Origin of the sequence: uncultured Arthrobacter sp., assembly GCF_902805515.1 — a bacterium.
Taxonomy (GTDB): domain Bacteria; phylum Actinomycetota; class Actinomycetes; order Actinomycetales; family Micrococcaceae; genus Arthrobacter_D.
The window spans coordinates 20994-35087 of the sequence record NZ_CADCTE010000139.1 but is presented as its reverse complement, the minus strand read 5'-3'; the positions used below and the strand labels follow the sequence as shown (position 1 = coordinate 35087).

The window sequence follows — 14094 nt, the reverse complement described above, 5'->3', positions numbered from 1 at the left end:
CGAGGGAACCGACCTCGAAAGTCTCCACTCAAGATCCAACGAACTCGTCGACACGATTGACTCCGAGTGGGCCTCGCTAGTCCTGCTCGCTCTGTGGGATTCACTCCGTGAGCCTGAAGACCCCGTGCGTCCTCACGCAAAGAAGGCACTCGAACTGCTAGTTCAGAACCCGGTCCATGGGAGTTCCCGAAGCATCAAAGACCTCGCTTCCCTAATCTCCGCTTGCTGGCTAACACACGAATCCAATTCGCGAGGGCTCGCTCCAATCTGGGCATCGGGCCCGCAGGGGCACGAAGTGCGAGTTACGATTACAGGGGCAAAATTGCCTACGACGATCGACGCAAAATCCCTAGTAACGGGGCTTAGCATTAACTTTCAGTCCGTCGCTCAGGTTGTATCGCTCAAGAAGGATCCGACTGAGTTCTTCCCAAGTGATCAGTTTCCTCACCTGTCGCGCCTTCCCGTGACAGGTGAGGGACACGCGATCTGGTTGGCGTTGTATCTCCGCTTGTCACTGATTGTTCATGTGTTGCGCCCGCCATCCAAACCTCAAATCGAACCTATTCTGGAGGGCTTCTACACTCAGATTTACAACGAAATAGGCGAGTCGACTGTGCTGGGTTATCCAGAGGTCAGGTCCCTGCTGCTTTGGCACGAAGGCGAGATCGCGGCCCACCCCGTCGTCGAAAGCGCCGGTTCGTTATGGACTAGTCCATACCTGTTGATGGACTCACTCGCTCCGTGGCTCCTCCGGGAGATTCAGCGGACCACTCTGCGAGAGCAAGTCATTTCGCAGCCCTTCGAGGACAACGTCGTCCAGCTCCTTCGGGACCACGGCTTTAAAGCTGGTCCGGTCAACGAGAGAGGAACCTGGACGACCCAGGAGGGGACAGAGCACTTGCATTGTGATGAACCCCTCCCCGGTCAGATCGATGTGCTTGCAGTCCGTGACGACGGTGTCTTCGTGCTGGAGTGCAAGTCGATCTTCTCAATGGGAGCCCTGCGGAATATCGCAGAGAAACTGGGCCCGAACAGTCACGATTGGCGGGGCAAGCTTCGCAGGAAAAGAGATTGGGCAACAAATGCACTTCAACGCCGCGTTGATCTGTCGATGGTGATCGTCGAAGGAATCTCTACCTACGTCTCGGAGCATGAGCTCGAGGCCGACGTTCCTCTCATCACGGAGGATATGCTCGCTGACCTTCTAAAAACCACGAAACAAACGAGGACTGAAGTCGAGGCGAAATAATAGTCGGAAAGAATGCGAGCTAGCCAGCTCGTCACCGCTACATTGTCACCGGAGCGGTGCCCGCGGAACCCATACCGTGCTAGCCGTGCCTCGGGCCCGATGACGATCAAACTGTAGGACCTTTCGTCCAGTCATTACGTTTATACGCGACTACATCGTCGTCAACCAGCCGTACCACGATGGCGAGAAACATGAGGGCCCGTGAGAATTTGGGTTCTTGCGGGCCCTCCCATGTCCCAAGAGTCAAGTTCTAGACGTTGAAGCGGAACTCCACCACGTCGCCGTCGGCCATCACGTATTCCTTGCCTTCGATGCGCACCTTGCCCTTGGCCTTGGCCTCTGCCACCGACCGGGCGGCCATGAGGTCCTCAAAGTGGACCACCTCGGCCTTAATAAAGCCGCGCTGGAAGTCGGAGTGGATCACGCCTGCCGCCTCGGGTGCGGTGGCGCCCTTCTTGATGGTCCACGCGCGGGTCTCCTTGGGACCGGCGGTGAGGTAGGTCTGCAGGCCGAGGGTGTGGAAGCCGACACGCGCCAACTGGTCCAGCCCGGACTCTTCCTGCCCGTTCATCTCAAGCATCTCGCGGGCCTCGGCCTCGTCGAGCTCCACCAGGTCCGCCTCGAGCTTGGCATCGAGGAAGATCGAATCCGCCGGGGCGACCAGGGCACGCAGCTCCTCCTGGCGCTCAGGGCTGCCAAGGACGGCGTCGTCGACATTGAAGACGTAGATGAAGGGCTTGGCGGTGAGCAGGCTCAGCTCGCGCAGGTGCTCCATCTCGAGCTTGTCGCTCTTGGTCGAGGAGAAGATCGTGTCGCCGCGCTCGAGCACCGCCTGGGCGGCCTGCATTGCGGTGAGCTGCGCTGCCTCGCGCTTCTTGATCTTGACTTCCTTCTCGACGCGCGGGATCGCCTTCTCGAGGGTCTGCAGGTCGGCCAGGATCAGTTCGGTGTTGATGGTCTCCATGTCGGAGCGGGGATCGACCTTGCCGTCGACATGGACGACGTCGGGGTCGTCGAAGACCCGGATAACCTGGGCGATGGCCTCGGCCTCGCGGATGTTCGCCAGGAACTGGTTGCCCAGCCCCTCCCCCTCGGAGGCGCCCTTGACGATGCCGGCGATGTCCACGAAGGAGACGGTGGCCGGGAGGATCTGCTTGGAGCCGAAGACCTCGGCGAGCTGTGCCAGACGCGGGTCGGGCAGGTTGACCACTCCGACGTTCGGCTCGATCGTCGCGAACGGATAGTTCGCCGCAAGCACGTTGTTGCGGGTCAGCGCATTGAAAAGGGTTGATTTGCCGACGTTGGGCAGTCCGACGATGCCAATAGTAAGAGCCACGGGAGTACAGTCTACCGGCCCGGACGCACCGCGCCGCCGGGGTGCCTTCCCAAAAATGTCGGCGCATCCTGCCACAGTGATTTCATGGACGGTTTCACGCTTGTGCTCGTAATCCTCGCTTTTGTTCTCGGCTGCATCGCGGGTGCGTTCCTTCTTGCTGCGCGGGGACGCGGGCAGGCGGACCAGCTTCGGGAGGAGCTCGACGACGCCGTGAACCGGCTGGGCAGCGCGACCGCGGCGCTGGCGGCGGCCTCCGCGGAGAAGGACCTGCTGGCCTCCCAGAACCGGGCCCTCTCCGCACGGTCGGCCGACGAGACCAACGTGCTGCGGGCGCTGGCGCCCGTGGCGGAGAAGCTGACCCAGGTCCAGCGCCAGGTCGGCCTACTGGAGCGGGACCGCGTCGAGCAGTACGGGCAGCTGGCCCAGCAGCTGCAGGAGGCACGCGACGCCGACGCCCGGCTGCTGTCGACGACCCATTCCCTCGCAGCGGCGCTGCGCAGCAACAGCGCCCGGGGCCAGTGGGGCGAGGTGCAGCTGCGGCGGGTGGTCGAAGCCGCCGGGATGCTGGCCCGCGTCGACTTCGTCGAGCAGGCCACGCTGGCCCGCGCCGAGGTAGCGGAGACGACCTCCTCCGGCGGCGCCGGGTCGACGTCGAGGCCTGACATGGTGGTCCAGCTCCCCGGCAACAAGCAGCTGGTCATCGACGCGAAGGTGCCCCTGAGCGCGTTCCTCCAGGCCCAGGAACTGGACGGGGTGGAGGCGGCAGGCCGGGAGGCCGAACGCACCGCCCTGCTCCAGCAGCATGCCAAGGCCCTGCGCGCCCACATCGACACCCTGGCCAAGAAGAAGTACTGGGAGGGCACGAATAACTCTCCCGAACTGGTGATCTGCTTTATCCCGGTGGAGTCGATCCTGGCCTCGGCCCTGCGGGCCGACCCGGGGCTGCTCGACTACGCGTTCAGCCGCAATGTGGCGCTGACCTCCCCCGTCTCGCTCATGGCGATCCTCAAGAGCGCCGCCTTCAGCTGGCGCCAGGAGGTCCTGACGGACAATGCCCGTGAGCTATTTGAGCTCTCGCGCCAACTCTATGAGCGGTTGGGCACCATGGGCGGCCACGTGGCCAAGCTCGGGTCATCCCTCAAGGCATCGGTGGAGAAGTACAACTCGTTCGTCGGCACCCTCGAAACCCGGGTGCTGCCCACGGCACGGCGGATCGGCGCCTTCGACGCCGCCTCCCTCGACGCCGTTCCCGCCGGAGCCGGCCCGGAAAAGAGCGCCTTCTCCGGCATCCAGGCCGTCGAGGCCACGCCGCGGCTGCTCGGTGCCCCCGAACTGCTCGACGGCCCCGATGACTCCGAGGTCGAGTCCGGTGGACGTACCGGGCACGGCTGGTCCCAGGGCGGCTCGGGAATCAGCCGGGTGGGTACCACCGGTGACGGCCAGGACCTCCTCGACCTCGCCGCCCCCGGAACCTCCGAGGCATCCGAGGGTCCCGTGGAACGCAGCGCCTGATTCCGGGGCGGTGCCCCTGCGGGACCGGGGGGACCTGCCGCGCCCGGACCAGGGACCGGTGCCCCTGCCGGAACCTGTCCGTGCCTTCAGGGGTGTGGGAGAATTCCGGCCATGACCGAAGACAAGGCTGAAGACATCACCCGCGTCCCCTTCTGGATCGTGCTTGCCGGCGTCAGCGCCGGGGCCTTCTGGGCACTGGTCGGGGTCGCGGTCGGCTCCAGGCTCTCCCGCCGGCGCGATAGAGCCGTGCCGGGCGGCGTGCGCACGAAGCTCCTGCCGTGGCAGTGCACGCCGACTTCGGGCCCGCGCTCCCGACGGTGACACCGGTCGGGGACACCCTTCGGGCCGCGCGCCCGGCGGCCGGCCTGGCGAAGCTGCTAGTTCGAGGGCCCCGGTTCGCGGCGGCCTCCGCGGCCGCCCCGTCCCTGCGAGGAATCGCCCATTGCCTTCAGGGCTGAGCGGATCTCTTTCGGCAGGGAGAAGATGATGTCCTCCTGCGCCGTGACGACCTCCTCGACCTCGCCGTAGCCGCGCTCGGCGAGCAGCCGCAGCACGTCCTGGACCAGGTTCTCGGGGACCGAAGCGCCCGAGGAAACGCCGACCGTTCGAACGCCTTCGAACCACGACTCATCGACTTGGTTGGCGAAGTCCACGCGGTGCGCGGCCTTCGCTCCGTATTCGAGGGCGACCTCGACCAGCCGGACGGAGTTCGAGGAGTTGGCGGAGCCGACGACGATCACCAGGTCCGAGGTCGGGGCAATCTTCTTGATCGCCGCCTGCCGGTTGGAGGTGGCGTAGCAGATGTCGTCGCTGGGCGGGTCCTGCAGGGTCGGGAACCGCTCCTTGAGCAGGTTGACCGTGTGCATGGTCTCGTCGACGCTCAGGGTGGTCTGGGAGAGCCAGATCAGCCGTTCGGGGTCGCGGACCTGGACCTTGTCGACGTCCTCGGGGCCGTTAACGATCTGGATGTGCTCCGGGGCCTCGCCGGCGGTCCCCTCGACCTCCTCGTGGCCTTCGTGGCCGATCAGGAGAATATCGAAGTCGTCGCGGGCGAAGCGCTGCGCCTCACGGTGGACCTTGGTGACCAGCGGGCAGGTGGCGTCGATGGTCCGCAGGCCCCGGTCTTCGGCGGACTGCACCACAGCCGGTGAGACTCCGTGGGCCGAAAAGACGAGCAGCGCGCCCTCAGGGACCTCGTCGGTCTCCTCAACGAAAATGGCGCCCTTCGCCTCGAGGGTCGAGACCACGTGGAGGTTGTGGACGATCTGCTTGCGGACATAGACCGGCGGGCCGTAGTGTTCGAGCGCCTTCTCAACGGCGATGACCGCACGGTCAACTCCGGCGCAGTAGCCGCGCGGCGCAGCAAGCAGCACCTGACGCCTGCCCTCGACCGGAGCGGCGGCCTGCACGTCCTCGGGAGAGCGGCGCCGACGGGGCACCATGGGCATGGGGACCTGAACTGCTGTGCTGGTCATGGTTCAATGCTAGCGGTTTCCTCAGACAACGGGCCCACCGGGGGCGCGGGTGTGGTCTAACGCATACTTCGCCGCCCAAACGTGAACCGCAGGGCCACCCCGACGGCCAGCACCATGGCCCCGCCGGCGACGACGGGCAGGCTGGCTTCGGCAAGATCGGTCGAAACCCTGCCGGCGAAGCCGCGGACGAAAATCCGGGCGACGGCGCTGGACCCGGCGGCGCCGGCCGCAGCGTCCGGAATCAGTCCGGCTCCCAGCCAGCCAAGGACCCCCAGGCCCGCACCGCCGGCTCCCAACAGGGCGAGGGTCGTCGAGCGCTTCCGGGCGAGAGCCAGGGCGAGAACCGCGCAGGTCCCGGCGCCCAAGGCCAGCGCAGGCCAGAGCTGGGCGATCCTGCTCACCAGGCTCAGCGCACCACCGCGCTCGAGCCGCCCGACCTCAACCGTGGTGTTTTGGGGTACCGGCACGTTGATGCCCAGTCCGGTCCCAACCTGCTGGGAGAGCAGCCCGGCCAGGGGCTTCAAATCGAGGGACACCACGGCCGGGGTCTGCGCGTTTGGGTCCGACGGCGCTCGAGAGAGGGTCAGGCGGTGGGAGATGCGCAGGCTCTCCTCCCAGGCCCGCGGATACCCCGCCATCCTGGTCACCGAGGAGGCCGCGTTCTCGATGGCCGGGCGCACCAGGTTCTGCAGGGGCCCCGGCAGCCCGGCGCCCCTCGACACCTCCCCGGCGAGCGCCCCGGTCAGGGCCTGCTGGAACTCGGTGTCCTTGGCGAGGGGGCCAGCCAGGTCCACGAAACCCTGCTGGTCGACGAGGCGGCTCTCGGTCCAGGCCGCGGACAGGGCCCCTCCGGTGAGCGCCAGCGCGGCGAGGGCAAAGAAGGCAGAGGCCAGCGTGCGCATAGGGTCCTTGGGATCGGTTGGGTGCGTGAGGATCAGGTTATGCCCTTTTAGGGCCGGAAGGCACCGATCGGTTGCGCCCGGGCCGCCCGGGACGGGCCTTGTCCCCCCATCCGGCGCCCCGGCTCGGCGCTGTCGTGGGAAGCTGGTAGACATAAGTCCGTGGACAGGACGAGCCCGCTGCCGAAGCGGACGGGCCACAGCCGCAGCGTCCGCACCCAGACAGCAAGGTGAGGAGCAGCGCGCCGATGACCACTGAAGGCACTGTGCCGAACGGGAGGCGCACCGCGGCGGCCGTCGAACCGGGAACCCCCTCGACCCTGCCTGCCACGGCGGGCGAGACCTCCGCGGCCACCCCATGGCCCCTGCACGTCCTGTCCGAGAAGCTCAAGGCCCACATCGAGCGTGCCCCGGCCGCCTGGGTCGAGGGTCAGGTGATTGAGTTCAACCGCCGCAACGGGCTGTCCTTCCTCACCCTGCGCGACGTCGACACCGAAGTCTCGCTCTCGGTCACGGTGTTCAGCAGCGTCCTGGACCGGCTCGCCCTGCCCCTTGAACAGGGCACCCGCGTGGTCGCCCAGCTGAAGGCCGACTTCTGGGTCAAGACGGGACGGCTGTCCATGCAGGCCCGGGACATCCGCCCGGTCGGGCTCGGGGACCTGCTGGCCCGCATCGAGCGCCTGCGGCGGCTGCTGAGCGCCGAGGGCCTCTTCTCTGCCCAGCGCAAGCGGCGGCTTCCCCTGCTGCCGCATCGCATCGGCCTCATCACCGGCCGCGGCTCCGACGCCATGAAGGACGTGATGCGCAATGCCGCGCTGCGCTGGCCCGCCGTGGACTTCGAGGTGCGCGAGGTTGCCGTCCAGGGCCCCGGCTGCGTCCCGCAGGTGACCGCCGCGCTGGCGGAGCTTGACGCCCTCGCCGACGTTGACGTGATCATCATTGCCCGCGGCGGCGGCTCCCTCGAGGACCTGCTGCCGTTCAGCAGCGAGGAGATGGTCCGCGCGGTGGCCGCCGCGCACACCCCGGTCGTGAGCGCCATCGGGCACGAGGCCGACCGGCCGCTGCTGGACGAGGTAGCCGACCTGCGCGCCTCCACCCCCACCGACGCCGCCAAACGGGTGGTCCCCGACGTCGCCGAGGAACTGAACCGGATCGGGCAGGCCCGGGCAGCACTCACCCGTTCCCTGGGGCAGCTCCTGGCCCGGGAAACCGACCGGCTCAACCAACTGCGGTCCCGGCCCTCCCTGGCCCGGCCGGAGGGGATGATCGACGTGCGCGAATCCGACGTCGAACGGCTTCGCAACCGCGCGCACCTTTCGGTGGACTCCGCCGTGACCCGCCACACCGACGGGGTGCGGCACCTGCGCGCCCAGGTGCGCGCCCTCTCACCGCAGAACACCCTCGACCGTGGCTACGCCGTCGTGCAGCGTGGGGACGGGAGCGTCGTCCTGGAGGCGGCAGCGGTGCCGGCCGGCACCGACCTTTCGATTAAGGTGGCGGTCGGGCGGCTGTCCGCCCGGGCCACCGGCACCCTGCCCGATCCGACCTCAGGGGGCTCCCCCGGGGATCCCTCCGCCACCCGCACGACGACGGCACCGGAAAGTCCGGAGCCGTCAGGAAAGGAAAACCCATGAGCCAGCCGGCCGAAACCGCACCCGGAGACATCTCCTCCCTGTCGTATGAGCAGGCACGGGAGGAACTGGTGAACGTCGTGTCCAAGCTCGAGGCCGGCGGCGTCAGCCTCGAGGAGTCGCTCGCACTGTGGGAGCGCGGCGAGGCGCTGGCGGACCGCTGCGAGGACTGGCTCGAAGGGGCCAAGAAGCGCCTCGCCGCGGCACGGGACCGCGCCGAGAACGGCACCCGGCCCGCCTCCTAGGACGCGGCCAGGCGCTGCTTTTCGGCCTCGACGTCGAAGTGTGCCTCCGGCCAGCCCAGGTGCAGGTCCGCCAGGGCCGCGGCGAGCAGCTGCTGGACGGCCAGGCGGGCGTACCACTTGGCATCCGCAGGCACGACGTACCAGGGTGCCTCGGGAGTGCTGGTGCGTGCGATCGCCGTCGCATAGGCCTCCTGGTAGTCCTCCCAGAGGGCACGTTCGTCGACGTCGCCCGGGTTGTACTTCCAGTATTTGTCCGGCCGGTTCAGGCGCTCGGTAAGGCGGAGTTTCTGCTCCTCCTTGCTGATGTGGAGCATGACCTTCAGCACCCGCGTGCCGGCGGCGGCCAGTCCTGCCTCGAACTGGGCGATCGCACCGTACCGGCGTTCGACCTCCTCCGCCGGAGACAGCCCGCGGACCTTATGGACGAGCACGTCCTCATAGTGGGACCGGTCGAAGACGCCGATCATGCCCGGGCCGGGCAGCTGCTTCTGGACCCGCCACAGGAAATCGTGGCGCCGCTCGGCGGCGGTGGGAGCCTTGAACGCGTGGTGGTGCACACCCTGGGGGTCGACGGCGCCGATGACGTGCCGCACGATGCCGCCCTTGCCGGCGGTGTCCATCGCCTGAAGGATCAGCAGCACCGAGGAGCCCTCCCCCTGCCGGCTTGCCGCGAACAGCTGCTCCTGCGAGTGGGACAGCGCCTTGGTCCCCTTTTCCAGCGCCGCCTTTCCCTCCTTCTTGCCGGAGGGGAACCCGGGGGTGGACCGCGGATCCGCGTCCGCAAGCCGGAAATCCGGTCCGGCAATCAGAAGCCTGCGCGGGTCCGCAGCGAATACGGAGCGGTCCATGGTGTCTCCTTGCCGTCGGCGTTACTGCTTATACGACCCCAGGAATTCGGCCAGCCGCCCCACGGCGTCTTCGATGACCTCGACGCTGGGCAGGGTGACCATCCGGAAATGATCCGGGTTGATCCAGTTGAACGCCCGTCCGTGCGAGATGAGGATTTTCTGCTGCTTGAGCAGGTCAAGGGCGAATTTCTCGTCATCCCGGATCGGGTACACCTCGGGGTCGAGGCGCGGGAAGAGGTAGAGGGCACCGGCCGCGGGCTCGCAGCTCACTCCGGGAATGGCGTTGAGCAGTTCGGTGGCCTTGTCGCGCTGCGCCTTGAGCCGCCCGCCGGGCAGGATCAGGTCATTGATGCTCTGGTAGCCGCCGAGGGCCGTCTGGATGGCGTGCTGCGCCGGCACGTTGGCGCACAGACGCATATTGGCCAGCAGGTTGATGCCCTCGATGTAGTCCTCGGCGTCCTCCTTCGGGCCGGAAATGGCCATCCAGCCGCTGCGGAACCCGGCGATGCGGTAGGCCTTGGAGAGCCCGCTGAAGGTCAGGCACAGCACGTCGTCGCCGGTCACCGAGGCCGCATTCACGTGCACGGCGTCGTCGTAGAGGATCTTTTCGTAGATCTCGTCGGCGAAGATGATCAGGTTGTACTCGCGGGCCAGCGCCACGACGCCCTCGATCACGTGCCGCGGGTAGACCGCGCCGGTTGGGTTGTTCGGGTTGATCAGCACAATCCCCTTGGTGGCTGGGCTGATCTTTGCGGCCATGTCCTCGAGGTCGGGCCACCAGTGGTTGTCCTCGTCGCAGAGGTAGTGCACCGCGGTGCCGCCGGCCAGGCTCGCCGACGCCGTCCACAGCGGATAGTCGGGGGTGGGCACGAGGATCTCGTCACCGTTATTGAGCAGGGCCTGGAGGGAGAGGGTGATCAGCTCGCTGACCCCGTTGCCCAGGTACACGTCGTCGATGTCGATGTTCTGGATGCCGCGGCCCTGGTAGTACTGCACGACGGCGGTCCGGGCCGAGAAGATTCCCCGGGAGTCGCTGTACCCCTGGGACTTGGGCAGGTTGCGGATCATGTCCACGAGGATCGCATCGGGGGCCTCGAAGCCGAACGGCGCGGGATTGCCGATATTAAGTTTCAGGATCCGGTGGCCCTGGGCCTCCATGATCTTCGCGTGCTCAAGCAGCGGCCCCCGGATGTCGTAGAGCACATTGTGGAGCTTGTCGGACTGCCTGTACTTTGCCATTCGTTCAGGATGCCACAGCAGGGGCCCGGTACGCGGAATTGCCGCGTACCGGGCCCCCGAAGAAGTACCGGCCGGGCTTAGGAGCCAGCCAGGCCCTTCTCCTCGAGCCAGCCCGCCGCCGCGTCGGACGGGTTGCGCTTCTCATCCCCGCTGACCTGGCGGTTGAGGTTGATCAGGTCCTCGGTGGTCAACTCCCCCGACACCTCGTTGAGGACCGCGCGGGCGTCCTCCCCCACGGTGTCCATGTTCACCACCGGCAGGACCTGCTGGGCAAGCCAGTTGTTCTCGGGATCCTCGAGCACCACAAGGTCGTTGTCCACGATGGACGGAGTGGTGGTGAAGATATCGGCCACCTGGATGTCGTCGTTCAACAGTGCCTCCACCGTGATGGCCCCGCCGCCGTCGTTGATGGCCTCGAAGCCTGCAGGCTCGCAGCCGTATTTCTCCTTGAGCCCGGGAAGCCCGTAGGGCCGCTCCCGGAACGTGCCGGGCGCGCCGATGGTCAGCTCGTCGCAGACCTCGGCCATATCGGCGATCGACGTCAGCCCGTACTTCTCGGCCGTTTCCCTCGTGACGACCATTGCGTCCCTGTTCTCGGCTTCGGAGGCCTCGAGGATGCCAAGGTCGGCCTCCGGGAACTTCGACTTCAGGGCATCGGGCAGGGCCTCGACGATCTCCTCCGGGGCCTGGGCGGTGGACTGGGGGTCCGAGAACAGCAGCAGGTTGCCGCTGTAGTCGGGAACGACCTGGACCGAGCCCTCCGACACGGCCGCAAGATAGATTTCCCGCGAGCCGATGTTCAGCTTCGTGCTTGCGTCGATGCCCTCGGCGTTCAGGGCTCCGGCATAGATTTCCGCAATGATCTGGCTTTCGGGGAAGTCGGCCGACCCCACGACGATGGAGTCGCCGGCTCCGCCGTCATCGGGTCCGGCGGCGGGGTCGCTGTTCCCACCGCAGGCCGTCACCGCCAGCAGGCCCGTCAGGGCCAGCCCCGAAAGGGTGAGCCGTCCGGCGTGCGGGGCAGAAAGTTTCTTCATGGTGTTCCTCTCGGTCCGCTGGCGGCGGACCGCCGGCCAGGTTCCTGTAGTGCCACCGGCCCGGGATCCGCCCCGCCGTTTCACCGGCGGGGCGGATCGTGGACCGCGCTCATGAGGAGGCCCGCGGCGATGTCGAACCCGCCGGGGACCACCGCCCCTTCGGCAGGGACCCATTGGGTCCCTGCCGAAGGTGCTGCACGCCGGAGAAACCGGTTGCCCGGGCTCCTAGCCGGCGAGGCCCTTTTCCTCCAGCCAGTCCGCTGCCGCGTCTGCCGGATTGCGCTTCTCGTCGCCGCTGACCTGGCGGTTGAGGTCGATGAGGTCCTCGGTGGTCAGCTGGGACGAGATCTCGTTGAGTACCTCCTGGGCGTCCTCGTTCACGGTGTCGAGGTTGACCAGCGGGAGAACCTGCTGGGCGATGAACAGGTTCTCGGGGTCCTCGAGGACCACGAGGTCGTTGTCCTCGATCGACGGGGTCGTGGTGTAGATGTCGACCACCTGGACGTCGTCATTGAGGAGCGCCTCCAGGGTGACGGCACCGCCGCCGTCGTTGATCGACTCGAAGCCTCCCGGCTCGCAGCCGTACTTTTCCTTGAGGCCGGGCAGGCCGTAGGAGCGCTCCTGGAAGGTGCTCGGGGCACCGATGGTGAGCTCACCGCAGACCTCCGCCATGTCCGCAATGGACTTCAGCCCGTATTCCTCGGCGGTGGCCGGAGTCACCACCATCGCGTCCTTGTTCTCGGCCTCGGACGGTTCGAGGACGCCGAGGTTGACGTCCGCCGACTTGGCCTTGAGCGCCTCCGGCAGGGCCTCCGCAATGTCCTCGGGGGATTCGGCCGTCGCCTTGGGATCCACGAACAGCAGGAGGTTGCCGCTGTAATCGGGCACAATGTCGACCGAGCCCTCCTCAACGGCGCTGTAGTAGATTTCCCGGGATCCGATGTTCAGCTTCGTGCTCGCGTCGATTCCCTCGGCCTGCAGAGCGCCGGCGTAGATTTCGGCGATGATCTGGCTTTCGGGGAAATCAGCCGACCCGATGACAACGGAACCGCCGCCGCCCGAGGTTTCCTCCGGCTCGGCCGCCGGATCGCTGTTCGCACCGCAGGCAGTCAACGCCAGCAGGCCCGTGAGGGCCAGCCCCGTCAAAGCGCGCCGTCCGGCGCGGTGTACTGACAGGTTCGTCATGTTGTTCCTCCTTGTGCACTGGCGACGGCCTTCTGCCGGCCAGGATCCTGTGTCCGCACCGGTGCGCGGCTTGTCCGCAGTCCCGGTGAAACGGCAAATTTTTGGACCAGCGCCATGAGGAGGTCAACGGCGATCGCGACAACGCCAATGACCACCGCACCCCCGAAGAGGCGCCCGTAGTCGCGCAGCTGGGTGCCCTCGACGAGGAACACGCCCAAACCGCCGAGATTGATATAGGCGACGACGGCAACGGTCGCCACGACCTGCAGCACCGCCGCACGCACCCCGCCCAGGATGACGGGCAGCCCGTTGGGCACCTCGACCCGGAAGAGGATCTGCGCCTCGCTCATGCCCATGGCCCGGGCGGCGTCGACGGTGTCCCGGTTCACCGAGGAGATACCGGCGTAGACGCCGCTGAGCACGGGCGGCACCGCGAGGAGCACCAGCGCCCAGATCGGCGGCAGCAGGCCAAGCCCGGCCAGCAGCACGAACAGGAAGACCATGCCGAGGGTCGGCAGGGCCCGCAGGATCCCGATCCCCGAGACGATGACGACCCGGCCCCTGCCGGTGTGGCCCACATACAGCCCGACGGGGACGGCGATGGCCAGGGCGATGAGCATGGTGAGGCCGGTGTAGCCCAGATGCTCAAGAATCCGCGTGGGGATCCCCCGCTCCCCCGACCAGTTCTCGGGGGCAACCAGCCACTGGCCCATCTGGGCGAACAGGTTATCGCTTGTGTAATCCATCAGGCACCCACCCGGTACGCTTCGACCGCGACAGTTCCGGGGGTGCGCCCCTTCGCCGGGGCCTGCCGGCGCCACGGGGTGACGAGCCGCTCCAGCGCCACCAGCACCAGGTCCATGACCAGGGCCAGCACCAGCGTGATGAGGATGCCGACGGCGATCTCCGTGGGGAAGGACCGGAAGAGCCCGTCGGTGAACAGCGTCCCGAGGCTCGAGACGCCGATCAGGGCTCCCACGCTGACCAGCGAAATATTCGTCACCGAGATGACCCGCAGCCCGGCGAAGAGCACCGGGATCGACAGGGGAAAGTCGACCGTAAGGAAGCGCCGTACCGGGGTGAAGCCCATGGCGACGGCGGCCTGGCGCACGCCGTCGTCAATCGATTCCAGGGCATCGAGGGTGGACCGCACCAGCAGGGCCACGGCGTAGATGGTCAGCGCGACGATGACGTTGACCGGGCTGATGATGCTCGTGCCGAGGATCAGGGGCAGGAAAACGAACATCGCGAGGGACGGAATCGTGTAGAGGATCGAAGACAGGGTCAGGATTACTCCGCCGACGGTGCGGTTCAGCCGTGCCAGCTGGGCCAGCGGCACGGCGAAGACCACGGCGAGGACCAGCGGCACCACGGACTGGATCAGGTGCTGGCCGGTGAGGCCGGCGATGAAGTCGATGTTCGCGAGGAACCAGTCCAT

General features: G+C 67.1%; 14 protein-coding genes. 5 read left to right on the top strand and 9 right to left on the bottom strand.

Annotated elements, in window-relative coordinates; translation table 11 throughout:
* The coding region (locus QZX79_RS12475; RefSeq protein WP_294568579.1) for a hypothetical protein at positions 1-1249 on the top strand (1249 nt) is incomplete at its 5' end.
* A gap of 250 nt (positions 1250-1499) precedes the next feature.
* Here the strand turns inward: QZX79_RS12475 and ychF are convergent.
* Positions 1500-2585 carry a redox-regulated ATPase YchF gene (gene ychF / locus QZX79_RS12470; RefSeq protein WP_294568578.1) on the bottom strand — a complete coding sequence of 362 codons (1086 nt, stop codon included), beginning with the start codon at positions 2583-2585 and terminating at the stop codon, positions 1500-1502.
* A gap of 84 nt (positions 2586-2669) precedes the next feature.
* On the opposite strand from ychF, the gene QZX79_RS12465 reads away from it, so the two are divergent.
* Together QZX79_RS12465 and QZX79_RS12460 are read left to right on the top strand one after the other, a co-directional pair.
* Complete coding sequence (locus QZX79_RS12465; RefSeq protein ID WP_294568577.1) at positions 2670-4097, top strand: DNA recombination protein RmuC; 1428 nt, start codon at positions 2670-2672, stop codon at positions 4095-4097.
* Between the two features lie 111 nt (positions 4098-4208).
* On the top strand, positions 4209-4418 hold the full coding sequence (locus QZX79_RS12460) for a hypothetical protein (protein WP_294568576.1): 210 nt from the start codon (positions 4209-4211) through the stop codon (positions 4416-4418).
* Positions 4419-4474: 56 nt separating this feature from the next.
* On the opposite strand, the gene QZX79_RS12455 is transcribed toward QZX79_RS12460, so the two are convergent.
* Both QZX79_RS12455 and QZX79_RS12450 read right to left on the bottom strand, forming a co-directional pair.
* Positions 4475-5572 carry a 4-hydroxy-3-methylbut-2-enyl diphosphate reductase gene (locus QZX79_RS12455; RefSeq protein ID WP_294568575.1) on the bottom strand — a complete coding sequence of 366 codons (1098 nt, stop codon included), beginning with the start codon at positions 5570-5572 and terminating at the stop codon, positions 4475-4477.
* A gap of 56 nt (positions 5573-5628) precedes the next feature.
* Positions 5629-6474, bottom strand: coding sequence for a hypothetical protein (locus QZX79_RS12450; protein ID WP_294568574.1), 846 nt, complete (start codon positions 6472-6474; stop codon positions 5629-5631).
* A 245-nt stretch (positions 6475-6719) separates the two neighbouring features.
* Here QZX79_RS12450 and xseA point away from each other — a divergent pair, with 245 nt between their 5' ends.
* Entirely contained in the window at positions 6720-8105 is a 1386-nt protein-coding gene (xseA, locus tag QZX79_RS12445) for an exodeoxyribonuclease VII large subunit (protein ID WP_294568573.1), read from the top strand.
* Positions 8102-8347 carry an exodeoxyribonuclease VII small subunit gene (locus QZX79_RS12440; RefSeq protein WP_120164934.1) on the top strand — a complete coding sequence of 82 codons (246 nt, stop codon included), beginning with the start codon at positions 8102-8104 and terminating at the stop codon, positions 8345-8347. Before xseA ends, QZX79_RS12440 begins: the two co-directional genes overlap by 4 nt.
* Here the strand turns inward: QZX79_RS12440 and QZX79_RS12435 are convergent.
* The 6 genes from QZX79_RS12435 to QZX79_RS12410 all read right to left on the bottom strand — a co-directional run bounded on the left by QZX79_RS12435 (position 8344) and on the right by QZX79_RS12410 (position 14094).
* Complete coding sequence (locus tag QZX79_RS12435) at positions 8344-9195, bottom strand: PPK2 family polyphosphate kinase (RefSeq protein WP_294568572.1); 852 nt, start codon at positions 9193-9195, stop codon at positions 8344-8346. The two genes, QZX79_RS12440 and QZX79_RS12435, sit on opposite strands and share 4 nt — an antisense overlap.
* 21 nt (positions 9196-9216) lie before the next feature.
* Positions 9217-10434 (bottom strand): pyridoxal phosphate-dependent aminotransferase, encoded by a 1218-nt coding sequence (locus QZX79_RS12430; protein WP_120164932.1) that lies wholly within the window; start codon positions 10432-10434, stop codon positions 9217-9219.
* Between the two features lie 77 nt (positions 10435-10511).
* Positions 10512-11471 carry an ABC transporter substrate-binding protein gene (locus QZX79_RS12425; RefSeq protein WP_294568571.1) on the bottom strand — a complete coding sequence of 320 codons (960 nt, stop codon included), beginning with the start codon at positions 11469-11471 and terminating at the stop codon, positions 10512-10514.
* Positions 11472-11696: 225 nt separating this feature from the next.
* On the bottom strand, positions 11697-12656 hold the full coding sequence (locus tag QZX79_RS12420) for an ABC transporter substrate-binding protein (protein ID WP_294568570.1): 960 nt from the start codon (positions 12654-12656) through the stop codon (positions 11697-11699).
* The gene (locus tag QZX79_RS12415; RefSeq protein ID WP_294568569.1) at positions 12653-13402 is read right to left on the bottom strand and encodes an ABC transporter permease; all 750 of its coding nucleotides are present in this window, start codon (positions 13400-13402) and stop codon (positions 12653-12655) included. Before QZX79_RS12415 ends, QZX79_RS12420 begins: the two co-directional genes overlap by 4 nt.
* A complete protein-coding gene (locus tag QZX79_RS12410; protein WP_120164928.1) occupies positions 13402-14094 on the bottom strand; it encodes an ABC transporter permease in 693 nt (230 codons plus the stop codon). Before QZX79_RS12410 ends, QZX79_RS12415 begins: the two co-directional genes overlap by 1 nt.

Coding starts and splice junctions, on each gene's coding strand:
- QZX79_RS12465 (WP_294568577.1), top strand. CDS start 2,670: ATGGACGGTTTCACGCTTGTGCTCGTAATCCTCGCTTTTGTTCTCGGC.
- QZX79_RS12460 (WP_294568576.1), top strand. CDS start 4,209: ATGACCGAAGACAAGGCTGAAGACATCACCCGCGTCCCCTTCTGGATC.
- QZX79_RS12455 (WP_294568575.1), bottom strand. CDS start 5,572: ATGACCAGCACAGCAGTTCAGGTCCCCATGCCCATGGTGCCCCGTCGG.
- QZX79_RS12450 (WP_294568574.1), bottom strand. CDS start 6,474: ATGCGCACGCTGGCCTCTGCCTTCTTTGCCCTCGCCGCGCTGGCGCTC.
- xseA (WP_294568573.1), top strand. CDS start 6,720: ATGACCACTGAAGGCACTGTGCCGAACGGGAGGCGCACCGCGGCGGCC.
- QZX79_RS12440 (WP_120164934.1), top strand. CDS start 8,102: ATGAGCCAGCCGGCCGAAACCGCACCCGGAGACATCTCCTCCCTGTCG.
- QZX79_RS12435 (WP_294568572.1), bottom strand. CDS start 9,195: ATGGACCGCTCCGTATTCGCTGCGGACCCGCGCAGGCTTCTGATTGCC.
- QZX79_RS12430 (WP_120164932.1), bottom strand. CDS start 10,434: ATGGCAAAGTACAGGCAGTCCGACAAGCTCCACAATGTGCTCTACGAC.
- QZX79_RS12425 (WP_294568571.1), bottom strand. CDS start 11,471: ATGAAGAAACTTTCTGCCCCGCACGCCGGACGGCTCACCCTTTCGGGG.
- QZX79_RS12420 (WP_294568570.1), bottom strand. CDS start 12,656: ATGACGAACCTGTCAGTACACCGCGCCGGACGGCGCGCTTTGACGGGG.
- QZX79_RS12415 (WP_294568569.1), bottom strand. CDS start 13,402: ATGGATTACACAAGCGATAACCTGTTCGCCCAGATGGGCCAGTGGCTG.
- QZX79_RS12410 (WP_120164928.1), bottom strand. CDS start 14,094: ATGGACTGGTTCCTCGCGAACATCGACTTCATCGCCGGCCTCACCGGC.